The 25628-nt window shown below is 44.0% G+C and carries 18 protein-coding genes; 9 read left to right on the top strand and 9 right to left on the bottom strand.

All coding sequences use genetic code 11. The features are described from left to right. Positions 1 to 130 precede the first annotated feature (130 nt). On the bottom strand, positions 131 to 1840 hold the full coding sequence (locus tag C8322_RS00720) for a GGDEF domain-containing protein (protein WP_008305146.1): 1710 nt from the start codon (positions 1838 to 1840) through the stop codon (positions 131 to 133). A gap of 1130 nt (positions 1841 to 2970) precedes the next feature. Here C8322_RS00720 and omp33-36 point away from each other — a divergent pair. Then, a complete protein-coding gene (gene omp33-36 / locus C8322_RS00715; protein WP_111810265.1) occupies positions 2971 to 3870 on the top strand; it encodes a porin Omp33-36 in 900 nt (299 codons plus the stop codon). A gap of 36 nt (positions 3871 to 3906) precedes the next feature. Here the strand turns inward: omp33-36 and C8322_RS00710 are convergent, their stop codons facing one another. The 4 genes from C8322_RS00710 to C8322_RS00695 form a co-directional block, all read right to left on the bottom strand. Beyond that, positions 3907 to 4614 (bottom strand): ion channel, encoded by a 708-nt coding sequence (locus C8322_RS00710; RefSeq protein WP_004813684.1) that lies wholly within the window; start codon positions 4612 to 4614, stop codon positions 3907 to 3909. A gap of 355 nt (positions 4615 to 4969) precedes the next feature. After that, on the bottom strand, positions 4970 to 6931 hold the full coding sequence (locus C8322_RS00705) for a BCCT family transporter (RefSeq protein WP_008306028.1): 1962 nt from the start codon (positions 6929 to 6931) through the stop codon (positions 4970 to 4972). 326 nt (positions 6932 to 7257) lie between these two features. Beyond that, on the bottom strand, positions 7258 to 8964 hold the full coding sequence (locus C8322_RS00700) for a cation acetate symporter (protein WP_008305707.1): 1707 nt from the start codon (positions 8962 to 8964) through the stop codon (positions 7258 to 7260). A gap of 1 nt (position 8965) precedes the next feature. Further along, positions 8966 to 9298: a DUF485 domain-containing protein gene (locus C8322_RS00695; RefSeq protein WP_008305708.1), complete on the bottom strand. Its 333-nt coding sequence runs from the start codon at positions 9296 to 9298 to the stop codon at positions 8966 to 8968. 182 nt (positions 9299 to 9480) lie between these two features. Between C8322_RS00695 and C8322_RS00690 the strand changes: the two genes are divergently transcribed. After that, a complete protein-coding gene (locus C8322_RS00690) occupies positions 9481 to 12972 on the top strand; it encodes a PAS domain-containing hybrid sensor histidine kinase/response regulator (protein WP_008305709.1) in 3492 nt (1163 codons plus the stop codon). A gap of 414 nt (positions 12973 to 13386) precedes the next feature. Next, positions 13387 to 14148 (top strand): hypothetical protein, encoded by a 762-nt coding sequence (locus C8322_RS00685; RefSeq protein ID WP_004813695.1) that lies wholly within the window; start codon positions 13387 to 13389, stop codon positions 14146 to 14148. Positions 14149 to 14212: 64 nt separating this feature from the next. Here C8322_RS00685 and C8322_RS00680 read toward each other — a convergent pair whose 3' ends face one another. Continuing rightward, positions 14213 to 14863, bottom strand: coding sequence for a response regulator (locus tag C8322_RS00680; RefSeq protein ID WP_004813697.1), 651 nt, complete (start codon positions 14861 to 14863; stop codon positions 14213 to 14215). A gap of 374 nt (positions 14864 to 15237) precedes the next feature. Between C8322_RS00680 and msuE the strand changes: the two genes are divergently transcribed. The 4 genes from msuE (at position 15238) to phrB (ending at position 19427) form a co-directional block, all read left to right on the top strand. After that, a complete protein-coding gene (gene msuE / locus C8322_RS00675) occupies positions 15238 to 15972 on the top strand; it encodes an FMN reductase (protein WP_004813699.1) in 735 nt (244 codons plus the stop codon). A 28-nt stretch (positions 15973 to 16000) separates the two neighbouring features. Then, positions 16001 to 17113, top strand: coding sequence for a dimethylsulfone monooxygenase SfnG (sfnG, locus tag C8322_RS00670; RefSeq protein ID WP_008305711.1), 1113 nt, complete (start codon positions 16001 to 16003; stop codon positions 17111 to 17113). Positions 17114 to 17273: 160 nt separating this feature from the next. Next, a complete protein-coding gene (locus C8322_RS00665) occupies positions 17274 to 17894 on the top strand; it encodes a riboflavin synthase (RefSeq protein ID WP_008305713.1) in 621 nt (206 codons plus the stop codon). A gap of 117 nt (positions 17895 to 18011) precedes the next feature. Next, positions 18012 to 19427, top strand: coding sequence for a deoxyribodipyrimidine photo-lyase (phrB, locus tag C8322_RS00660; RefSeq protein ID WP_111810264.1), 1416 nt, complete (start codon positions 18012 to 18014; stop codon positions 19425 to 19427). A gap of 54 nt (positions 19428 to 19481) precedes the next feature. Here the strand turns inward: phrB and C8322_RS00655 are convergent, their stop codons facing one another. Further along, on the bottom strand, positions 19482 to 20663 hold the full coding sequence (locus C8322_RS00655; RefSeq protein WP_111810263.1) for an acyl-CoA dehydrogenase family protein: 1182 nt from the start codon (positions 20661 to 20663) through the stop codon (positions 19482 to 19484). A gap of 146 nt (positions 20664 to 20809) precedes the next feature. Next, positions 20810 to 22753: an acetate--CoA ligase gene (gene acs / locus C8322_RS00650; protein ID WP_005220600.1), complete on the bottom strand. Its 1944-nt coding sequence runs from the start codon at positions 22751 to 22753 to the stop codon at positions 20810 to 20812. A gap of 252 nt (positions 22754 to 23005) precedes the next feature. Here acs and C8322_RS00645 point away from each other — a divergent pair, with 252 nt between their 5' ends. After that, positions 23006 to 23629: a DUF805 domain-containing protein gene (locus C8322_RS00645; RefSeq protein ID WP_004890720.1), complete on the top strand. Its 624-nt coding sequence runs from the start codon at positions 23006 to 23008 to the stop codon at positions 23627 to 23629. 106 nt (positions 23630 to 23735) lie between these two features. After that, entirely contained in the window at positions 23736 to 24716 is a 981-nt protein-coding gene (locus tag C8322_RS00640) for a mechanosensitive ion channel family protein (RefSeq protein WP_005220594.1), read from the top strand. Here C8322_RS00640 and C8322_RS00635 read toward each other — a convergent pair. Beyond that, positions 24690 to 25403: a 16S rRNA (uracil(1498)-N(3))-methyltransferase gene (locus C8322_RS00635; RefSeq protein ID WP_005220593.1), complete on the bottom strand. Its 714-nt coding sequence runs from the start codon at positions 25401 to 25403 to the stop codon at positions 24690 to 24692. The genes C8322_RS00640 and C8322_RS00635 overlap by 27 nt on opposite strands. Between the last annotated feature and the right edge of the window lie 225 nt (positions 25404 to 25628).

Genomic DNA, 25628 nt, shown 5'->3' with positions numbered 1-25628 from the left:
CCTCTTTTTAAAAGAGGGTTAGGGCGGATTCTAAAGAATTAGATGTTGTGCTAAAACAGTGATTTATTCATCGTTTTTTTCATTTTAAAAACATGGATATATAAAGTAAAAGACATTAAAAATATATGAACTAAACCTCAGCCACCGCATTACGCCCTTGACCTTTAGCCACAAACAAAGCCTTATCCGCTTTGGTAAACAGGCTGATCCAGGACTGCGCACCTATCGCCACCCCCACACTGACCGAGACCTGAATCTGATCACCATTTTCACTTAAAATATAAGCACCCTCTACTTCGCTTCGAATCTTATCAGCAATCTTACGGGCATTATCGAAGTCAATATTTTCGATCAGAACCAGAAATTCATCCCCGCCATAACGTACCAGTAAATCAGAAGTACGGACATTGTCCTTCAGGCACTGCGCCACAAACTGAATGACTTCATCTCCGATAATGTGTCCATACTGATCGTTCACCTGCTTAAAGTGATCAATATCAATAATCATCAAACACGTCTGACTAAACTGTGAAGGATGTGATTCCAGAAAACGAGTGTATTCCTCCAGGGCGAACCGATTCGCCAGTCCGGTTAAAGGATCGGAATGAGCAATATTTTTAAGCCTGAATTCTAAGGCATCACGTTGCTGCAACATCTGTTGCAACCTTTGAATGGCAGTAAATAAGGATTCAGATTTAGTATGGGCATTCGATGATAAAGCTTTGGTATCACCATTTTCCGAAAGCGTAAACAGAATTTGACGCGCTTCTATCAGCGGCTGAAATACACTTTTACGTGCAAAAATCATCGTTGCAATTGCTGCTCCTAAAGACACAAATGAAAGTAAAACTGTCCAGAGCAATTGCTGCAAATGAGAAGATTTTTCCCGCTCTGCAACCTGATTGCTGTACTCAAGTAAATGGCTTTGCAGGTCAACAACGGTAGCAAATTTATCAACCATCGCATTGGTGAGTTCTGTTCCTGTCAAATGATAAGGAACCTGCTGAATGCTCTCTTCCACCAGACTTGAAACGATCGGTAAGCCTTTTTGAATAAATACCGTATCGACAGCATTATGCAACCGGTTGAATTCTTCAGTCTTGTCCTCTTCCGGCTGCAATGTGCCGATTAAATCCCAAAGATAATGGATCCGATATTGGACTTGCATGGCACGGGTTAGGTTTGCAGCAGGAATCGGTTGGTCGAAAGTCACATAAGCCATGATTGTAGAGGCGGCACGCCCTGCCTGATCCCTCAAGTCAGATAAAAATAAAATCTGAGAAATAAAATTATTTTGTGAGGTAGAGGTAGAGGTAGTATTAGAAGCAATTACTACTCCTTTTAGGATAATACGACAATTGTCCCAGGCCTTAAACATTGCAGCAATCGCCTGATCAAGTGCTTGAGCATTACGCTGTTCCCAAGGAATTTTTGCATAGCTATCGATCTGTAAACGTCCCTGCTCCAGACTTGGTCGAACCGCACTTTCCAAACGTTGACTTAAATGGGGGAAGCCCACTTGCTGTAATACTTTTGCTGTATGTTCGAACTGCTGATCTACTTCTTTACGGTAAATTTCGAGTTCTTGTTGTCGTTGGTGAATCTCTTCAGGCGTACTGGAAAGGACTTTATTGGCAGGGGCTCTTTCCTTGGAAATCTTATTGGCCAGAATGGCAACTTCTTGCAGGGCATGTAATTCGTCAGAAGTACGCACAGCCTTAAGGTAACTTTGAGTGCTATTCACAATGAGAGGAATGCAAATGAACAGCAGACATAAAATAATGACAGACATTGCGCAATAAAGGTGTTTACTGATTTGTTCAGAGCGCAGAGTATTCATTGTCTTAGCGTACGCCCTCAGACTAATAATTAATAAAGTATTTGATTTATCTTAATTATTATACAAAAAATCCATTTCTTCAGAAAGAAAAAATTCTTTATATTAAATGCTTTTATATAACTTTACTGAACTCAAAAGTCATGTAGGTCCTAATTTATGTCCTTATATTTAAAATAAAATTTTTTAATTTCAGCAAATAACCAGCGGATGTATCAAATAGTTTCAAAAAAAATTGAAATTCATATTGTTTGCTGTTTACACATGCAACAATTAAGTGCATAATGCACCGCATTAGGGCGAATTAAATTTTTCCTCAGCAGATATTTTAATTTACCCGCAAATTTTGGCTAAAAAACCCCAATTTTCATTGAAAATTGGGGTTTTTTTTATCTATTTCATTTTTTATATAATATCTTACCAAAGGTAGTGCACCATTATGGTGCTTTAATTTCTTTTAAAATATATCTTGATTTGTTTAATATTTATACTTATTGATTGGTCTTTATCCCCTCACTCATCTCTACTTAAGTTTCAGGCAAAAAAAAGCCCAACCTTGGGGAAAGCTGGGCCGATAAAACACAAAATTCGTGGAGAATCAGGTCAAATAAAGAATTTAAGTAAATACATCATCTAACTTGATGAATTAATTATCGTAACTTTCATGTAGAATGTAAAGCATATTAAATTAGTTGGATTTGATATTTGTCTGTTTTTTACACAAAATTAGATTTAATTTAAATAAAAAATAAATTTAATGAATTAGAAAAGAATTATTGAATCAACTAAATAAGTGATCTAGGCATTCTTAATCATTTATATGGAGAGGTTTGACTCTATAGAATTGGTTTTTCCAATTCTTATATACATTTGAATTAAATTAAACAATAACCACCTATTATAAATGTGAATTTTCACGTGTTTTATATTATTTCTTTTTATTTAAGTAATTATTTGTTCTATCAGTATTTTTTTTAGAACTAAGCAGTTGAATAATAAATTCACAATCTTTACAAAAACATAACAATTATAAAATTCACATTTATATGATTTTAAAAGGTTTATTGACTTAATAAATTGTTACAATACAATTACCCCCTGTTTTACCTCCCCTTTGAAAAACGGTAATAATCATGAAAAAACTAGGTTTAGCCACTGCTTTATTATTAGCGATGACCGGTGCTCAAGCGTATCAATTTGAAGTTCAAGGTCAAGCAGAACACATTGACAATACTGCCAATGACAAAGATTTTGCTGGTGCTGTTCAAGGTACTTACTACCTGAAAGATGTTGATGCTTCTAAAGGCCCTTTAGCTGAAGCAGCATTCCTAAACCAAGCTTCTAATGTTTCTGCGGCTTATAGCTACGGTGAAGATGGACAAGAATTTGGTGACCGTGCCGTCTACCATACTTATGGTGTGAAAGGTGAAGCCTACATCCCAACTAAACTTGTTCCAGCATATGCAAGCGCTTCTTATAACCATACTATTATTGACAATAAAGCTGGTGAAAAAGATGACAATGGTGACCGTTATGCATTAGAAGTGGGTGTATTACCTATTCCTAATTTCCTGGTTACTGTAGGTTATACAAGTGTTGCTGACCAGACTTCTTACGATGCTTTCAATATCGTTTCTAATGGTGTTGCTAAAGCAGCTCTTGAGACGATGACTATCAATGAAGATCAAGATGCAATTACTGCACGTACTAAATACGTAGGTGCAATCGATGGTACAACTATGTCGATCGGTTTTGAATCTGGTTTAGTTTACGGTGAAGACACTGCTTATAACCTAGGTACAACGCTTTACCTCAACCCTAAACTAAGTGTTGGCGTTTCTTATATGGAATCTAGCTATGAAGGTTCTCCAGATAAAGCTTTAGGTGCGAACGTAAACTACTTCGTTACTCCAGCAGTATCTGTAGGTGCTAGCTATGTTAATGCTAACTACGAAACTAAAAATGCTAATCTGGATCAAGATGTTGCAACAGATACCCAAACTGTGGGCTTGAATGCTAAATTCCGTTTCTAATTTCTGATTAGATTCTGAATACAGAAAAAGGACACTTTATGTGTCCTTTTTTTCTTGCTCTGATTTTCTATGCGGTAAATGAGAAATATATTGCAGCCCCACCAGTCGAGAGACAATCAATGCCAGATACATCACGCCAAAGAACATCTGGATCATGGCGAGCATTCTGGCAAATGGACTCACTGGCATGGTATCCGCCAATCCTGTCGCGGACTGCACACTAAAACTCAAGAACAGCAAATCTAACCAGGGCTGATAAGCTTGTAGATCTGGATCAGCAAAACTATAGGGAACCAATAACTGACAGATACTATAAAGAAAAGCGAAACCCCAAGCCATCAAAGTAAAGGCTGCGCCTGCCGCAAATAATTCATCTTTGGTCAGGTAACGGTCATGAAACATATAACGCAATAAACCATAGGATGCACTAAAATAAGCACATGCTTCAAAGGCATGGGCGGTAATTAAGACCCAGACTTGTTTCATCCCGAATAAAACCAATGATGAAAAAAATAGCGCACCAACAACGAAACTTAATCCCAATAAGGTAAATACGGGAGTCTGACGAATAACCCTAGCGATCACCAGTAAAACCAATACGCCTAGTACCCAAGTTGCAGCCCGATAAGGTGCGTATTCATAGCTCAGTACTGACAGGATCAGAATGATGAATTGCAGACAAAGCAGCCATGCAGAAGGCAGGCGCTTAAAGGTCGTCCAGCACATTAACAAAGCTTGCTTCATCTAATCCTTCTTCTTCATGACACTACAATCTGCAGTTTTATTGTTATCTGCTCAAACTTAACATGTAATCATGTCATATGCAGAGCAGTGCTTTGTATCAAAATGATGTATTCATTTAAAAATATAAGCAGTTAAATCACATCTAATTTTTTAGTTTATTAATATAGATTTTTCCTTCATCATTTTACGAGCTAATCATCTATATTTTTATTAAAGAATAAATGAAATTTTTATTATTTATAAATAAGTTAAGGGTTCATATCCTTGTTAAATTTCAAGATAAACCGAATAAAAAAGGACACAATATGCATCCTTTTTTATTCGGTTTATTAGGTTAATTAAGCGATAGCACCACTTAGCGCACCCTGCTCAAGAAGTGCAGATGCCGTTCATACTGATCCAAAATATCCTGCAAAAGATCTTCCCGGGTCCATTCCATCACATCATAGTTTTGCCCACCTTCATTGAGGAAGACTTCAGCTTGAAAATATTGTCCTGCATCTTCACCCTGAGATGGCATAAAACTTGGCGGCAAGATCTGGCGTGCAACCACTGCATAAACGAAATTCGCTTCATCCTGATGATCTACTCGTAAGCAAAGTCCCTGCTCTATTTCATCAATGATGACGGCATGATGACGGCGTTGAAACTCTTTCTGAATACTTAAAAATGCCTGTCTGACTTCCGACTGGATATACGCTGTCACTTCCTGTTCATTATGAGCATAATGCATGATAAGTCCCAAACGTTGCTGCCAGCTACGCGGATTATGAATTGCTCGTGGTGTAATTCGGGCTTCTTGTAATGCATGCATTTTGGTGACTTCCAGCCGCAGTGCTTTGATCAGCCCCCAACTAATCACCAACATGATCAAGGTAAAAGGCAAAGCACTCAACATGGTGGCAGATTGCAGTGCAGCCAGGCCACCTGCATATAACAGCACAATTGCCAGTAAAGCCATGATCACTGTCCAGAACAGACGCTGCCAAGTTGGAGACTGATCAGATTTCGCAGTCAGATAATCAGTAACCAGTGCACCAGAGTCAGCCGAAGTGACGAAAAATAACATTACCAAGAATGTGGCGACTACACTCATCACTGCCGAGAAAGGCAACCCCTGCAGAAATTCAAACAGTGCCACAGATGAGTCACGCTGTACTGCCTGCATTAGGTTAATATTCGCTTCATGCAAAATGCTGTAAAGCGCAGCATTGCCCATAAAGCCCATCCAGATCAGGGTAAAGCCGGTTGGAATCAGTAAAACGCCCACGATGAATTCGCGAACCGTTCGACCTCGAGATACCCGGGCAATGAACATCCCGACAAATGGTGACCAGGAAATCCACCAGGCCCAGTACATAATGGTCCATCCGCCAATCCAGCCATTAGGCTGATAGGCATAAAGATTAAAGGTCATACTGAATAGACCAGACACATACTGTCCGACGTTTTGAATAGTCGTTTGCAGCAGATAAATAGTCGGTCCTGCCAGAAAGACAAAAAGTAATAGTCCCAAAGCCAAAACCAGATTCAGTTCGGATAGGCGTTTAATCCCTTTATCCAGACCAAAAAATACCGAGAGTGAAGCCATCGCACTGACAATAATAATCAGGATGACTTGTACTCCAGTACTTTGCTCAATGCCAAACAGATAGTTCAGACCAGAATTGATCTGTGTTACTCCGAAACCCAAAGTGGTAGCGACACCAAATACGGTTCCAATCGTTGCGAAGATATCGACACCATCCCCGATCGGGCCGTAAATTCGCTTGCCAATTAAAGGATAAAGTGCAGAGCGTATTTTCAAAGGTAACTGATGCCGGTAGGCAAAGTAAGCCAAGGATAATCCGACCAGTGTATAGATCGCCCAGGCATGGAGTCCCCAGTGAAAGAAGGTCACACGCATGGCCTGCTGTGCCGCCTGAATAGTTTCCGGTTCACCCGATGGCGGAGTGACATAGTGCATTACCGGTTCAGCAACACCGAAGAACATCAGCCCAATGCCCATGCCGGCAGTAAACAGCATGGCAAACCAGGAGGTATTGTTATAATCCGGCATACTATGGTCCGGACCAAGCTTAATCCTGCCCATGTCCGATAGTGCAATAAAAATCAGCAGAATCAGGAAAATTGCAACAGAGAGTACATAGAACCAGCTAAAAGAGGTCGTCACCCACTGGTTCAGTTGCTGCGTCATCAGTTCAAACGAATTAGGTGCCAGGACCACCATTAAAAGAAATAGTCCAATGATGATGACAGTTGTTAAAAACACACGAGGATTCACATTGGAATACCAGGATGTGGTTCTGGAAGACATATCCACTCCATTTTTGCTTTTTATTAATCAGACCAGATCGGTCCCACATACATTACTCAAAAAAAACTTGAATAAAAAAATGTATTTCGATCACATATCTAAACTTAAGTAAAATGATAAGTTATTGTTCTTATTCGCTTGGTTGTACTCCTGTGTTCTTCTCGTAACATGTCATAGAAAAGACTTGATCTTCTGTTTTTTCCAAAATCTAGAAATCCAGCTATGCAATAAAGAGATGGAAAAATGAACTTCTTCATGAGCGTTGGCATCTACAGGCAATAAAAAAAGTCCCTTGCGGGACTTTTTTTATAGGTGATCAAATCATCTTAGTGATCAGAGGCACCTGAGATACCAATACCTGTTTGTGAACGTACAAACTGTGCATCGAATGCTTTGCGTTCCGCTTGTGCTTGTGCAGAGTTATCTGTCACAGAGAACAGCCAGCAGAAGAAGAATGCTAAAGGCATCGCAAATAATGCAGGACCATTGTATGGATTAATTGGTGTATCAGAAATACCCAATGTATCTACCCAAACTGCTTTAGACAGTACGATAAGTACCACTGCTAATACTAAACCTACAAGACCACCTGCTACTGCGCCACGAGTTGTTAAACCTTTCCAGAACATGGAAAGTACAAGTACCGGGAAGTTGGCACATGCAGCCACAGAGAATGCTAGACCAACCATGAAGGCAACGTTTTGCTTCTCGAACAGGATACCCAAAATCATGGCAAAGATTGCAAGACCTAAAGTCGCAATTTTAGACATACGCAGTTCAGATTCAGGCGTGGTTTGACCTTTCTTCAATACGTTGGCATACAAATCATGTGAAATTGCTGATGCACCTGACAAGGTCAGACCTGCAACAACCGCAAGGATGGTGGCAAATGCAACTGCTGAAATGAAGCCCATGAACAAGTCACCGCCCAATGCATCAGACAAGTGAACTGCTGCCATGTTGTTACCACCCACAAGCTCAAGCTTGCCAGTGATGGCCATTTTTGCAATATCCAAGAATTGCGGGTTATTCGATACATATAGAATCGCACCGAAACCGATGATGAAGGTTAACAGGTAAAAATAACCAATAAAGCCTGTCGCCACGACCACCGATTTACGTGCTTCTTTGGCATCTTTTACTGTGAAGAAACGCATCAGGATATGTGGCAGACCTGCTGTACCAAACATCAAGGCAAGACCAAGAGAGATTGCATCAACCGGGTTAGACGCCAAGCTACCAGGACCCATGATTTTGGTTGCATCAGCCAAGCTCAGATCATGCACTTTTGAATAGACACCAATCGCCTGTTCAAACATATTGGTAAAACTGAAGCCCACGCCTTTCATCACCATGAAAGCCATGAAGGTCGCACCAGATAACAGCATTACGGCCTTGATGATCTGTACCCAAGTCGTTGCCAGCATGCCACCGAACATCACGTAAGCCATCATCAGTAAACCGACAATAACAACTGCAATATTATAGTTCAGACCGAATAGAAGCTTGATCAGCTGGCCTGCACCCACCATCTGTGCAATCAGGTAGAACGCTACTACAACCAAGGAGCTTAATGCAGCCAAAGTACGTACTGGTTTTTCCTGTAAGCGGAAAGAGACGACATCTGACAGATTATATTTACCCAGGTTACGCAGACGTTCTGCTACCAGAAACAATACGATCGGCCAACCCACCATGAAGCCCAGGGAATACAGCAAGCCATCGAAACCAGATAGGAATACCATTGCGGAAATACCCAGGAAGGATGCTGCTGACATATAGTCACCGGCAATTGCCAGACCATTCTGGAAACCAGAGATCCCGCCACCGGCTGTATAGAAATCTTTGGTATTGGTGGTTTGTTTTGCCGCCCATTTAGTAATAAACAGGGTTGCTCCCACAAAAATCAGGAACATGATAATTGCAGGCCAATTGGTTGCCTGCTGTTCAGCTGCACCCAGATCAGGACCGGCCAGTGCCATACCTGAAGCTATTGTGGTCGCAGCAAAGGCAATAAGAGAATTCCATTTCATCTTAGTGGTGTCCTTTTTCATGAGCAATCGCTTCTACTTCACGAATTGCTTCTTCAGTAAGTTGATCAAGACGGTTATTCGCGATATAGGAATAGACGCCGCATAAAATAAATGACAGCACAATAATTCCCAAACCTAGCGGAATACCCCAAGTCGTTACACCACCTGAAATTGAAGACAATAGAAATTCTTTGTTGTAGCCAACAAGCAACATGAAACCCACATAGACAAATAGCATGATGCCAGTCAACGTCCAGCTCAGCATACTTTTCCTGCGGACCATTTCCTTAAATTTTGGATTCTGTAGAATACGATCTACTTGTACCTCATCCATAATTACACTCCTGTAGCCCAACCTTGGGCCGACTATTTTTTAATTCGAATTATCACTGTTACAAATTAACAATAATCGCAGGTGCTTGTAATTTAGACTTTGGTCGTTAAAAAATAAGCAATTTGAACGCCTGCGTTCATGATGCTGTATCATAGCCGCATGCTCAGTACACTTCAGGCAATATGAACAGTTGGCTCATCATAGGGGTACTCACCCTCTATATCGCATTACTCTTTGTTTGTGCATTTTTCGGGGAGAAACACGCCAGTCGGCTCAGCACTCGTGGACGCATGCTATTGTTTAGCTTAACTTTAGGTGTCTACTGTTCTTCCTGGACCTTTTATGGAGCAACAGGTGCTGCAGTACGTGAAGGGATTATTTTCCTACCTATCTACCTCGGCCCACTGCTTTTTGTCGCGATTGGTTATGACATCTGGCGCCGGTTGGGACGAGTACGTCAGCACCATGCCATTTCCTCGATCGCAGATTTTGTCGCGGCACGTTATGGTAAAAGTGGACCACTGGCTTCACTGGTCACCATTCTGGCAGTCATTGCGATTATTCCCTATCTGGCCTTGCAATTGCGTGCGATTGCCCTAAGTGCATCCGTGATTCTGGAACCTTCCGCAGGGGTAACAGGCACGACCAATGGCGTGCTGTTCCTGACCGGTATTCTGGCGATTCTGGCGATGATGTTTGGTACCCGGCAGATTGCCAATACTGAACAGCATGGCGGCCTGATGCTGGCAGTCGCCTTTGAATCTTTCGTTAAGCTGTTTGCATTACTGGCAGTTGCTGGTTTCTTCATGTTTGCTGCACCAGAAAATTTGTCGCAGATTACGGGCGATATCAAAACCACCTTCCATGAAGTGCAACTGTTTGGCGTGCCAGAAAGTTTCTGGGTACAAACTTTACTCGCGGCATTGGCGATTATCTGTTTGCCGCGTCAGTTCCACGTGGCCGTGGTTGAACTGCGTGATGAAAAGCATATCCGTGGCGCCCGCCGCTGGTTTGCAGTTTATCTGATTCTGACTACCATCGCGATCATTCCAATTGCCAGTTGGGCACTACATGCGGCACCACATTATCTGGCGATTCCAGATGTAGCAGTACTGTCTTTGCCTCTGAGCTATAACCAGGACTGGCTGACCCTATTAGCCTTCCTCGGAGGATTCTCGGCATCCACCGGGATGTTATTGGTGTCTTCCGTTGCCTTATCGATCATGCTGAGTAATGACTTGATCATGCCGGCGCTGTGGCGTTCTAATCTGATTTCACGCCATGACAAACGTCTGCCACTGGTACTGAAATTTACCCGACGCATCTCTATCTTAGCTGTAATGCTGATGGGCTTCCTGTTCTTCAATTTCTTTAATGATATTGATCAGCTTTCTATCTTCGGTCTGCTGGCCTTTAGTGCGGTGGCACAGTTTGCCCCTGCCCTGATTGGTGGTCTGTACTGGCGGGGTGGCAGTAAACAGGGTGTCTATGCCGGCTTGCTGACCGGTTTTGCTTTGTGGGCTTATACCTTACTGTTCCCGACCATTCTGCGTAGCCTGCCCGAAACATATCAGCAGTTTAGCCACGACTTTCTCAATTATGGCCCACTGGCGCTCAACTGGCTTCGTCCTGAAGCATTACTGGGTTTTGAATCCTTTGATTCCCTGACTCATGGTGTGGTGTGGTCACTCGGTCTCAATTTACTGCTTTACATTTGGGTGTCACGCATCTTCCGTCCAAGTGTGGCAGAGCAGATTCAGGCGGAAAGTTTCTTCTACTATGAAACCAAACCCCTGCCTTCACAGAGCCCAACTACTGAAGTGAGCTATTCCCATCAGGATGTGGCCCGTTTAAAAGTCGGTGACCTGATTACGCTGGCCAAACGCATTACCGGTGAAGAACCCACCACGCGTGCATTCAAGCAGTTCTGTACCCAGAATAATGTCGAGCTGAATGAAAATAGCAGTGCCAATGGCATGTGGTGGCGCTTTACCGAGCAATATCTGGCTGGCACGATCGGTGCTGCCTCAGCGCGTACCTTATTGACCACTGCGATGGTAAATAACGGTCTGGCTCTTGGTCAGGTTGCCAATATTCTTGACCAAGCTTCCCAGTGGCAACGCTTTAACCAGAACCTGATCATGACCATGATCGACCATATGACCCAAGGTGTCAGTGTCGTCGATGAAAACATGTGCCTGGTAGCATGGAACAACCAGTATCTGAAGCTATTTGATTATCCAAAAGATATTGTTTATGTTGGTTGCCCGATCGCCGACCTGATTCGTTATAACGCCGAGCGCGGTGAATGTGGGCCGGGTTCGGTTGAAGAACATGTACGTAAACGGATTCACTGGATGCAGGTCGGTAGTGCACATGAATTCGAGCGGATCCGTAAAGATGGCCGCGTGATTCAGATGCGTGGCAATCCGATTGAAGGCGGTGGTTTTGTTACGACCTTTGCGGATATTACCGCCTTCCGTGAAAATGAAGCCGTACTGGAAGCACGTGTGCGTGATCGTACCCAGCAGCTTGCGGATGCCTTGTCCGAACAGCAACTGGCTCGTGAACAGGCAGACAAGGCGAATATGTCCAAAAGCCGCTTTATTGCAGCAGCCAGTCATGACCTGTTACAGCCGATGCATGCAGCACGTCTGTTCAGTACGGCACTGGAACAAAGTGTGCAAAGCGAAGAAGATCGCAAGACCTTACAGCAGCTGGACCGTGCCTTGTATGGTGCAGAAAGCATGCTTTCTGCCCTGCTGGATATTGCCCGTCTGGAAGGTGGAACGATTCAGCCGAAGCGTCAAGCCTATCCATTGCATGATCTGCTCAGCGATCTGGAATTACAGTTTAAATCCATCGCAGCACAGCGTGGCATCAAGTTCAGTGTGCATGATGCGCAGTTCTGGATTGATACTGATCCACAATGGATTCGCCGGATTATCCAGAACTTTGTCAGCAATGCACTCCGTTATACTGCCAGCGGTAAAGTGATTGTGGGTGTACTGCGCTCCAGCAGCAAACCGAATCATATCCGTATTGGCGTATGGGATACCGGACCGGGTATTGCCGAAGAACAGCGGATCAAACTGTTCCAGGAATTTGAGCGCTGTGGTCATACCTCTCCATGGGGTGAACAAGGTTTGGGGCTGGGTCTGGCGATTGTGCAGCGTATGACCAGCATGCTGGACTATCCGGTACACGTCTACTCTGAATATGGCAAAGGCTCCTGCTTCATGATTGAAGTACCGCTCACTGAGGCACCAAAAGTTGTGGCAGCTCCAGTGCAGGCGGTACCGCTGAAATCCAAAGCCTTTAAAGTGCTATGTCTGGACAATGATGAAACCATTCTGGAAGGTATGTCGACCTTGCTGACCAAATGGGGATATCAGGTATTTAAAGCTACAGAGCCTGAACAGGCACAGGAAATGATTGAACAGGAAAATATTCAGGTCTGGCTGGTGGATCAGCATTTGAATCATGACCAACGCGGCCTGGACTTTATCGTAGATAATCGTAAGCCAAATGTACCGGTTGCCTTGATCACTGCGGATTCTGATCCTGAACTGCCACAGCAGCTTAAGGAACTGAATATTGTGCTGCTGAAAAAACCGCTGAAACCTGCTTCATTACGTTCATGGCTATCGGGTTTAAAAATCTCAGACAGTTAAGTGGTTATGGTTTCGATAAGTGCCTGTTTTACCGTGTAAAGCAGGCACTTTTTATGTTAAATGTCACAAAAAATTTCAATATTTGCATGATTTTTAAGCGCATGTGCCAAAAATATCAGAATCAGGCTAAAAATCCTTACATCAATTGACCAAAAACATCATTTTAAAAATCGCTATGGCAAAACTTCACCATTCCTGACGTGAACCTGTGTGTACTTGGTTACAATATTGTAAGCTATTATTTTATATAAACTAATATAGGATTAACTTGATTGCTTGAACTTTAGTCGTATTTTTTCATGCCCCTATTTCGCTCTAAAAATATGACTTAGAAACGATCAGTATCTATTCATGCCTATATTCCTCATCCGCATGTCAGCTGATCATTTATTACTGCATAAAGGATGACTAATCATGAGCCTAGACACTAATACTGAGATCAATCAGAACCGACAGTTTCATCGTCAATACGGTGCCAATGCCATGCTGCCGGCAATCGACTGGAATAATCTGTTTAAGTACAGCAAACTTGATCCTGCTCAAATTGAAGCGCTAGAAACCCTGTATCAATCTGCAGTTCCTCTCGCCCTACAGGTATTTGATGAGCTGCACTTTGATGTGTTTGAGCCTTTTGCCTATAAGCCGCAAGGTCTGGGGCTGTTCGAGCGTCTGGCAGAGCAGGAATCGAAGCTGATTCAGTCTCTGGAAACCGAAGCTGCAGATTTAAGTGAAGATACCCGTCATCAGATCTGGAGCATGTTATTGCGCGGTGGTGCGGTACTGGTATTTAAAGCATGGCTGGCCAAGGTTAAAACTGGTGATGACCAGCTGGACACCTCACAGTTTGATGAACTTTCTGAGCTGCTCTTTATTAAAACCTCACCAATCGAGCTGGCAGAGCGCCTACGCGTCGATCCAAAGTCAGAACAGGATCATATTTTCCTGATGTATGGCAATGATGTTTACCTGGATCGGTTTAACAGCCTGGAAACGGCTGCGCTGTTTGTCGATCTGGGTGTGTATGATGCAGCTTTTTTAAGTCTGCGTGACGACCGTGTTGCTGAATACCTGATGTCAAAAGGCTATGTGACTCAAGAACAGATTGATGAACTGCAATGTGCCTTGAACCCGCTGTTCTGTGCTGACCTTACGCCAAAACAGGACTGTATTGCCTAAAAGCAGATATTCAGACCATAAAAAAAGACCTCTGCGGAGGTCTTTTTTTGGCGCTTCGAAAAGCTTAGATTTTCTTTTCTTCAATATTCAGCGCATTGATCGCCAAGACAGCCTGGGTACGGTTCTGTACGCCAAGCTTACGGAAGATCGCAGTCACGTGGGCTTTAATGGTTGCTTCCGATACATCCAGTTCATAAGCAATCTGCTTGTTCAGCAAACCTTCTGCCACCATCATCAATACGCGGAACTGTTGTGGGGTCAAAGACTGAATACGTTCAGCCAGTGCAGTTTCATCAGCCGCACGCGGATCAAAGTTCATATTAGCTGGCAGATTTGGCGGTAACCAGATTTCGCCTTCCAGTACTTCCCGAATCGCTTCACCAATATGGCTTGGATGTGCTGATTTTGGAATATAACCCATCGCACCATGTGCAATTGCGCGTTGAATGATGCTGACTTCTTCGTGAGCCGATACCACAATAATTGGAAGCGAAGGATATTGAGCACGGACATGCACCAATGCAGAAAAGCCGGAAGCACCCGGTAAATTCAGATCCAGCAGCACAAGATCAGGTTCAGGACCATTTTCCAGGCGTTCATAAAATTCATTGACTGCTGCAGTTTCATGAATTTGTGCTTGCGGTAAGCTATAACGAACGGCTTGAATTAAAGCATGACGAAACAGTGGATGATCATCAACGATTAAAATATTCATAGGACGTGAGAGAGATCTTGTGCACGGTAGCTTATATTCTACCTGTAGTCGGTAGGTCAGCGATATGCAAGACTGTACAATTTTTAAAAATAATATCCAGTTTCGTTACATAAACTCTAGAATATGGGTATTTCACTAATTATTTAATTCTCATCATTTTTTTGTATATGTGTTATTAGCTGACTAGAATGCTTATTCTTATTCAATATAAGTCAAAATATCAATGTATTAGTTGCGATTGGCTTTCCAAAAAGCAAATATTTTAGTTATATCTCAAATGTAGATAACTTTTCAGCTTTTCCTTATTTTACACCCATGAGTGCATTTTGGATTAATAGGTTCATTCCGAGACTAACCCGTTTTTAGGTTCCAAAATGTCAAATCAAGATCTACAAAAGCCGCTCAATATCGTTGCCGTTTCTGGTGGTTTAAATCATCCTTCTAAAACTGAAGCGTTGGTACAAGCGATTATTGATGAGCTGGGTGAAGCCACACCTATCAATGTACATTTCATTAAATTCAGTGAAATTGGTCAGTTACTGGGTGGCGCAATCTACCGTAACCAGTTACCGCAACGCATTCAGGATGATTTGGCAGTTGTAGAAGCAGCGGATGCACTGATCGTCGGCACTCCAGTTTACCGTGCCTCTTTCACTGGCCTGTTCAAACACTTCTTCGACTTTGTAGAGCAAACGGCGCTGGTGGATGTTCCTGTCCTGTTAGCAGCATCCGGTGGCAGTGACCGTCATGCACTGGTGCTTGAACATCAATTACGTCCATTATTCAGCTTCTTTCAGGCACAAACATTACCAATTGGTGTGTACGCAACGGATCGTGACTTCACACCTGAATATACCATTCACAGCGAACTGCTTCGCGCACGTATCACACTGGCTGTCGCACGTGCATTACCAATCCTGGAATGGGCACCAGCCAAAGGTCAACGTGCTGAAGTGATTAAAGAAAAGTCTCAACAAGCCAATCAGAACCTGGGCATCAATAAACAGATTGAACAGGAAGAAGTGCTGCCTTCAGCAGCAGTGCCTAGCCTGGATGCAGCAGAGTCCCGCTTACACAGCAAAAAAGCACCAAAAACTCAAGTTGCTTAACGAAAAACTTCTTCAGAGGGTGAGAAGAATGTCAAATAAAAAACATATTACTTTTGCATATTGGGTTCCAAATGTGAGCGGTGGTCTGGTGGTGAGTAACATCGAGCAGCGCACCGACTGGAGCTATGACTATAATGTACGTCTGGCACAGACAGCGGAAAAGGCTGGCTTTGACTATGCCCTGACCCAGATCCGTTTTACTGCAGGCTATAATGCAGAAAATCAGCATGAATCAGTCAGTTTTAGCCACGGTATTCTGGCAAAGACTGAACGTTTGAAAGTCATCGCTGCGATTCTGCCAGGTCCATGGAAACCTGCGCTGGCTGCTAAACAGCTGGCAACCATCGATCACCTGACCAATGGCCGTATTGCAATTAATGTGGTCAGTGGCTGGTTCCGCGGCGAGTTTGATGCAATTGGTGAAGAATGGCCAGAGCATGACCAGCGCTATGCCCGTTCAGAAGAGTTTATCCGTAGTCTGAAAGGTGTCTGGACTCAAGATCATTTCAGTTTTGATGGCAAGTATTACCAGTTTAATGACTATAGCTTGAGTCCAAAGCCGGTACAGAAACCGCATATTGAAATTTTCCAGGGGGGCAGCTCCCGCGCTGCACGCGATATGGCTTCACGTGTATCCGACTGGTACTTCACCAATGGCAACACACCTGAAGAATTGAAAAAACAGATTGATGATATCCGTGAAAAGGCCAAAGCCAACAATCACCAGGTAAAAATCGGTGTGAATGCCTTCGTTATTGCACGCGATACTGAGGAAGAAGCACAAGCAGTACTGCAGGAAATCGTTGCCAAGGCCAATGTCCAGGCCGTGAGATCTTTTAGTGATGCAACGCGGGAAGCAGGTGCAGCAACCGCAGAAGGTGAAGGTAACTGGGCCAAGTCTACTTTTGAAGATCTGGTTCAATACAATGACGGCTTCCGCACTAACCTGATTGGTACACCGCAGCAAATTGCTGAACGCATCATCGAACTGAAAAAAGTCGGTGTGGATCTAATTCTGTCTGGCTTCCTGCACTTTATTGAAGAAGTTGAATATTTTGGCCAAAAGGTATTGCCTTTGGTCCGTGAACTTGAAGCACAACAGGCAACGGCTGTGCAACAAGAAGACGCTGAGCTCGTATAAGTATTCCAATAAATCTCAGCGCTTTCCATTCACTCCCCTAAGGCTCGGCTTAGGGGATTTTTTTATCTGGGCAGAAAACCAGGCAGTACAGTACAACGCTAGCCGGATTCTGTATTCCTCCCTACAATGTGATGCAATTGCAAGAATAGATGTTTTAACTATGTATACCGGTATTGTCCAAGGCCTGGAAAAGGTCGTTGAAATTCGCAAAGGCAATGGCTTTATTACGATCATTGTCAGTGATCAGCAAGGTTTCTTTGCAGATGTATTTATTGGTGCCAGTGTCGCACTAAATGGTGTATGCCTGACCGTGACCACGATTGACCATGAACAGCAACAGATTCATTTTGATATTTCTAATGTCACGCTTGAACTCACCACTTTAAAATCACTTAAAGTCGGTGATGAAGTAAATATTGAACGTTCAGCAAAAGTGGGGGCGGAAAATGGCGGTCATAACCTGTACGGACACATTGAAGGCACAGCTCAAGTCACCCAGATCGAGCGTCGCGGTGAAACCCTGCATATTAACCTGCAGATTCCAGCTGGCAATATCAAATACTTTTTCCTGAAAGGTTTTATCGGACTGAATGGCTGCAGCCTGACAGTAAACCATGTCGATCGTGTCAAAAGTGAGATTTCGATTGACCTGATTCCAGAAACCCTACGTCTAACGACCTGGAAATCTGTTCAGGTTGGTGATGAAGTGAATTATGAAATTGACCAGATGACCCGAACTCTGGTAGATACGCTGGAAAATATCCATCTCGCCAAAGGCTAATACCTTCAGAGCTGATAGTGACAAACTTCAGCTCCTATCACGTTAATATTTCTCTACTATTTCTGTTTGATCAGATTATCTAGAATGCATGGCATCTTATTGATTTAGAAAACTGTCATGCATCTGATCTGGTTCCGGAACGACTTACGCCTTCATGACCATGCTGCCTTATGGCATGCAGCACAAAGCAGGCAATGTCTGGCGCTGGTCATCCTGTCACCTGAACAATGGCAACTGCATCAGGATGCACCGATCAAGATCGACTTCTATCTGCGCCGGCTAAAAATCCTGAAACAGCAGCTAGAAGCATTGAATATCCCTCTTCTAATTTTAAATATTCCACTCTGGAAAGATATTTCAGAGCAGCTTTTGGCACTGTGCCAGCAATTTCAGATCAGCACCGTGCACTGCAATATCGAAACCGGGCTTAATGAGCAGCAGCGTGATCAGGCTGTCGAGCAATTATTGCAACAGCATCAGATTAGTTGTGAATACTATGAAGATCGTACCCTGTTTCCTTTAGGTTCGATCCGCAATCAGAGCCAGCAGCCTTATCAGGTGTTTACTGCATTTAAAAAGAAATGCTATGAACGACTGCTTATCGATGTGCCTTCCTGTTATCCAGATATTGAAGCACAGCCTAAGTTACAACTCGATCTTTCTCAGTTTAATTTTAATTTGGATAAATTTTCTGAGGCTTATCGGCCAGAAACAGCCAACCCGTATTGGCCAGTTGAAGATAAACACGCCTTTGAATTACTGAATGAATTTATCGCAGACCGGCTAAAGGATTATAAAACCGATCGGGATTTTCCAGCGATCGATGGTACCAGCCAGTTATCGCCGTATTTAAATATCGGTATTCTTTCAATCCGGGAGTGTGTGCAGGCTTTATTCACCTCTTCTCAAGGTTATTTCCAGCTTGAAGATGTCGGTCAGCAGACCTGGCTGGATGAACTGCTCTGGCGTGAATTTTACCAGCATACCCTGCACGATTTTCCTAAAGTGTCCAGACATCAGCCATTTAAGGAAAATACCAAGGCGATAGAATGGCGTGATGTTCCAGAAGATTTAGCGGCCTGGCAGCAAGGCCGGACGGGGATTCCGATTGTTGATGCCGGTATGCGCCAGCTGCTGGCAACGGGCTGGATGCATAACCGGGTACGCATGATTACCGCGATGTTCCTGAGCAAAAATCTGCTGATCGACTGGCGGCTGGGCGAAGCCTGGTTTATGCAACATCTGATTGATGGTGACCTGGCTGCTAACAATGGCGGCTGGCAATGGTGCGCCTCGACCGGCATGGATGCAGCACCTTATTTCCGGATTTTTAATCCGGTGAATCAGTCACAGCGTTTCGATCCCAACGGCGACTATATCCGTGAATGGGTTCCAGAACTGGCACATCTGGATGCTAAAACCATTCATGAACCTTATGCCAAAAACCCAGATTTAGGGCTGGATTATCCAAAACCGATTGTCGATTTAAAACAGTCCCGCGTCCGGGCAATCGAAGTATTTAAACAAATTTAAGTCAGACTACTGACCAATAAAAAGCCTCCAAATAGAGGCTTTTTAAAAAATGAATCAAGAATAAAAACTTGGATCAGGCACTTTACCCGTCAGTACCCATTCACCTATTTCCTGATATTTGTAATCCACCGGATCATGCAGGGTTTGAGTACGTACATTGCGCCAGAAACGGTCCAGATTTAGCTTGGCTGTCGTTGCTCGTGCGCCCATGACCTGGAAAATATTCTGGGTAATATACAGTGAAGTATTGGTTGCAGCGATTTTTGCGGTGGCAATGGCAATAGATACTTCACCACGCTCTTCAGCTGTTAGATCAGGCCCCACATTCCAAGCCTTTTGCAAAGTCTGAATGGCTTTGTTTGCCAATAGACGTACGCCTTCTAGCTGTACATAAAAATCGGCAAAATGCTTCTGGATAAAGGGATCATTGACTGCATTTTTAACCAGTGATTTCGACCAGGCTTTTTGTGTCTGTACTGTCTGCTTGGCTACTTCAAAGGCCCCTTCCGCTACACCGAGGAACATATGCACAAAAATCAGCTGGGCAATCAATGGACGCAGGCTGGAATATGGTGAACTCAATGGCCCGGGATTCAATAACAGCTCATCTTTATGAATTTTCACCTGTTCAAAATGACTGGTACCACTGTCTGTTTGACGCTGGCCCATATTGTTCCAGTCACCCAGGAAGCTGACGCCTTCACGCTGGGTTGGAATTACGCCAATCAGTAGTTGGCCCTCTTCGTTATAACCTGAACAGAGCAGGATGTCTGAGTCGATTGAACCGGAACAGAAGCTCTTGTCTCCATGGAAAATATATTCTTGGTCAGAAACTTTAATGGCTGTCGTACGGCGATCCAGCGGGTTTAAGGTATTGCCCCAGAATAGGTTTTCACGTGCAGTCTGTTCAAACCAGGGACCATATTGTTCCAGCTGTGAGAACAGTTGTACCGTCGCAATCAATAAATGATGAAAGCCATAAACATGTGCCAGTGAACTGTCTACGCGTGCAATTGCCTGAATGGTCTGAAAAATTGTCTGCCAGTCTGCACCCTGCCCGCCATATTGCTTTGGAATAGACAACCCGAGCAAGCCACTGTCACGAATCAGGTCACGTTGCTGCTTGGGATTGCCCCCCTGTTTATCACGTTCAGCTGCGCTCAGGGCAAACTGATCTGCCAAAGACTGAGCAATATCAAGCGGAGATTGATCCAGGTATTGTTGTCGCACATTCATTCTTTTGTACTCATTTTAGCTATCTACAGCATGCCAGAAGCTTAACAGATCAAGTTCGGAGCCCATATCCGAAAGCATGCAGAGCTTATCAGTGATATAAAAATACCGGCTAAAGAAAGCCGGTATTCTCTTGATTTTATAAAAATTTAAGCGGTTCTTTGCACTTCGGCAATCAGGTTATCCACCACCTGTGGTTCAGCTAAAGTTGAAGTATCACCTAAGCTATCCAGTTCATTCGCTGCAATTTTTCTCAAGATCCGGCGCATGATTTTACCAGAGCGGGTTTTCGGTAATGCTGGCGCCCAGTGCAGTGCATCTGGCGTCGCGACTGGTCCAAGAATCTTGCGCACCCAGGCCACCAGTTCAGCACGCAGTTCTTCCGTACTCTCGGTTCCTGCCTGCAGAGTCACGAAAGCACAGATACCCTGACCCTTAATATCATGTGGCATACCCACGACTGCAGCTTCAGCTACAGACTCATGTGCTACCAGTGCACTTTCAATTTCAGCTGTTCCCAGACGATGACCGGATACATTCAGCACGTCATCGACACGACCGGTAATCCAGTAATAGCCATCTTCATCCCGACGCGCACCATCACCCGTGAAATAGGTCCCCGGATAAGTCGAGAAATAAGCCTCGATAAAGCGTTCCGGATCACCCCAGATGGTGCGCATCTGACCTGGCCAGGAATCCTTGATCACCAGATTACCTTCCACTGCACCTTCCATCTCTTTGCCTTCAGCATCAACAATCGCTGGCTGCACACCAAAGAATGGTCGGGTTGCAGAGCCTGGTTTCAGATCGGTTGCACCTGGCAATGGGGTAATCATGAAACCACCAGTTTCGGTTTGCCACCAGGTATCCACAATCGGACAGCGGCTTTCACCGACTACGCTGTAGTACCAGTTCCAAGCTTCCGGATTAATCGGTTCCCCGACTGAACCGAGCAGGCGCAGGCTGCTGCGGTCACTTTCACGCACAAAGGCATCCCCTTCACGCATCATGGCGCGAATCGCAGTGGGTGCGGTATAGAGAATAGTGACATTGTGTTTGTCTACGATATGCCCGGTGCGTGCCCAGCTTGGATATTGCGGAACCCCTTCAAACATGACGGTGGTGGTACCATTCGATAATGGGCCATAGAGCACGTAAGAGTGTCCGGTGATCCAGCCCACATCAGCGGTACACCAGAACACATCATCCTGCTTGATGTCGAAAACTTCACGAAAGCTGGAGTTCACATACGTCAGATAACCACCGGTGGTATGCAGTACCCCTTTTGGCTTGCCTGTTGAGCCTGATGTATACAGAATAAACAGAGGATCTTCTGCATTCATGGGTTCAGGTGGACAGATCTCATTGACCGTCATGATTTCCATGTGATACCACAGGTCCCGACCTTCCTTCATTTCGATCGGATTACCCGTGCGATGCACCACCATGACGTGCTCTACTGATTCAGTACCAGCAATTTTCAGGGCTTCATCCACATTGGCTTTCAGTGGAATAGGCTTGCCGCCACGCATACCGGAGTCAGCTGTGATGACCATTTTCGCCTGGCTGTCCTCAATACGGCTAGCCAGCGAATCTGGCGAGAAACCGCCAAATACCACGCAATGTACTGCGCCAATACGGGCGCAGGCCAGCATGGCAATCGCAGCTTCAGAGACCATTGGCATGTACAGCACCACACGGTCACCTTTCTTGATGCCGTTCTTTTTCAGGACATTGGCAAAGCGGCAGGTTTCATCATACAGCTCATGAAAAGAGATAATTTTGTGACGGGATGGATGATCCCCTTCCCAGATAATTGCCGGCTTATAAGGATGCTCTTTTAGATGGCGGTCCAGACAGTTGGCACTGACATTCAGCTGGCCATCAGCAAACCATTCGATCTTGAAATTATCTTTGTCGAAGCTGGTGTCTTTAACTTTGGTAAATGGCTTGATCCAGTCAAGGCGCTGGGCTTGCTCGGCCCAAAACTCATCCGGTTCTTCAATAGAGCGCTGATAGCGTTCGAAATATTCAGCCTCGGTGGTCCGTGCGGTTTTTTTAAATTCTGCTGGTACAGGATAGATCTCTTTCATTATTTACTTCCTTGATCTTATTCCCTCTCATCACGAAAGGTTCATGCCACGTTATTGATTGTTTTTTATGCATAGCTCAGTATGAACGGCTTATCTCAAATTGGACAATCATGCTTTGGTCGTATTCTGATCAATCCATTTAAAACATAGGTTTACAGGTGAATCCAATACATTCCTGTCTAGTTTTCGTATCTCACCATTCCGTTTAATCTTATAATGGTGTTGAATTTTTATACTTCCTTACAGGCAAACATGTTTGCCTGTTTTCAATTACTTGAACTGGCTCAGCCCATGAACTCTAAAGATACTTCGCCATTTTTCTCCCGCTCTCCGGCACCTTCCAATGATAATCCGCTATCTCTTGAAGGGCGCTTTGGCCGGCTCAGCTTTATTGGCTGGTACGCTTTCCTGCATATCATTTTTTTCTTTGCTTCGATTGCCCTCAGTCTGGTCAGCGGTATTTTCAGCCTGACCACCTTGTCTCTGGATAATCGGCAGTTTGTTGATGCACTGACTGGTTTGGCTGGCTTGGGCTATCTGCTGTTGGTTGTGTTCTATCTGTATTTCTATATTGTGGTAGTGGCACGCCGCCTGCATGACCTGAATAAATCTGGCTGGCTGATGCTGCTGATGCTAGTGCCGGTGGTTAATATTTTATTTATTTTCTATCTGCTGCTGGCAAGAGGCACAGCAGGACATAACCGCTTTGGTGCACCGCGACCAACTGCAGTCTGGGAAAAAATTCTGGCCTGGCTGATAATACTATTGACCGTGTTAAGTCTATTTGCTGCTAGCAGCATGGTATCCTTCATGATGGGAAGTGGTGAGCTGGAAAGTCCACAGGAAGTGATCCAGCAAGGGACAGAATATTTTTAAGCTTATGTTAAATTTTGCTACCACCCGCAAGGGCTATGCAACTTTCTATTAAGTTCAATGTAAAAATCAGGCAAAATAATGCGATTTTTTTATAATCGGGATACTCGTGGCTGAAAAAGACAATGCTCTAAGCCAAGTGACTGAAGGGACAACTGAGCTGTTGCATCAAGCAACTGAAAAAACTGCTCAGACCGTCATTGAGCACACGGCTAAATATAATGATGCGTATTCAACCGTCGATAAATTTATTGAGGCGTTTTGGGAGCGCCTGCCTTATATCTGTATCGCACTGGTAGTTTTCAGTATCTTTTATCTGCTTTCGAAGCTGTTCAAGTTTTTTGTGCGTAAAGCGATTGGTGAACGGAGTTACAGTAAACAGAACCTGGTATTGGTACTTAACCGTGTCGGTACATCTGCAATTATTTTTATTGGCTTCCTGATTGCCATGGTCATTGCTATTCCAGGCTTTACACCCGGGCAGCTGATGAGTGCCTTGGGGATTGGTTCGGTGGCGATCGGTTTCGCTTTCAAGGATATTTTCCAGAACCTGTTGTCCGGCGTGCTGATTCTGCTCGGTGAACCGTTTAAAATTGGCGATGACATTATTGTCTCAGGCATGGAAGGCACGGTAGAAGATATCCAGATCCGTGCAACTTTCCTGCGCTCACCCGATGGCCGCCGCATTGTGATTCCAAATGCAACGGTTTATACCAGTGCCGTGACGGTAAATACGGCTTATCCACGCCGCCGCTGTCAGTTTGTGGTTGGTATTGGCTATGAAGATGATGTGCAGAAAGCCAAGAGTATCATTATGGCAATTCTGGACAAGGATCAGTTGATCCTCAGCCAGCCTGCTTTTAATGTCAATGTGACTCAACTGGCTGACTTCTCGATTAATCTGACGGTAACCTGGTGGGTCGACACCCAGGAAAATTCTACAGGTAATTCAATCAGTACCGTTCAGGAACATGTGATTGAAGCCTTCGCGGAACATGGCATTTCAATTCCTTACCCTGTACAGGAAGTAAAAGTGTACCGTGGTGAAAATACTGAAGATGCTTCAGGCCGTGCTAAACAGTCGACCTAAGACATAAGGGATTACTGTTTCAGTACGGATAATACGGTTGCCAAGGCTCACAGCCTGGCAGCCATTTTTTATAAGCAAATCTATTTCATAAGGAATAAAACCACCTTCTGGTCCAATTACCACCGTACACGGATGCTCAATTGCAAAAGGCATTTTGCTTTCAGCATAAGGATGCGCCACATAAGCCGGGCAATCTGTACTAATCAAGGTCGGTAGTACATCTTCTACAAAGGGTTTAAAACGTTTATAGAATTCGATTTTCGGCGCAATCGTATCCCCGGCCTGTTCCAGTCCCAGCTCTATATAATGATCTAACTGTTGTAAAAATGGAGTTTGCCAATAGCTTTTATCCACTCGATAGCTATGCAGCAAAATGATCTTCTCTACCCCAAGTGTCGCCGCATCCATAATTAAACGACGCAACACTTTCGGACGTGGTAAAGCCACAATCAGCGTCACTGGCAACTTCGCAGGCACAGCTTCTTCTTTTAAGGGTTTGAGACGAACTGTTTTTTCTGTAATTTCGATAATTTCCGTAAGATACCGTTTGCCTTCACGGATACCCACTTTAAGCGTATCACCGACTTGAATATCCAGATGCTGTTGCAAATGTTCCAATTGACGTTTGGCACTGATCGCCCAAATCTCAGATTGGGTTTGACGAGGATCAAGCAGGACGATGTTCATAACTAAAAACCAATCAAAAGATTTAATTCAGTAACGCATTGTCTGCACGACAATCATCAGCACAACAATGAGTCATATAGGAATCACAACTCAATATAGGAATAACAACTCGCCATTGGCATTCGTGACAGGTGACATGGATGTCACCCGTTTGATTGGGGTACATGGATGTATTCTCAATCAAACAAAAGATTTTTGCTACTTTTCATCTCTGAAAAGTAGGTC

It is taken from the genome of Acinetobacter sp. SM1B, assembly GCF_003289665.1.
Taxonomy (GTDB): Bacteria; Pseudomonadota; Gammaproteobacteria; order Pseudomonadales; family Moraxellaceae; genus Acinetobacter; species Acinetobacter schindleri.
The sequence above is the reverse complement of the archived record's forward strand: the minus strand, read 5'-3'. Positions and strand labels throughout refer to the sequence as shown.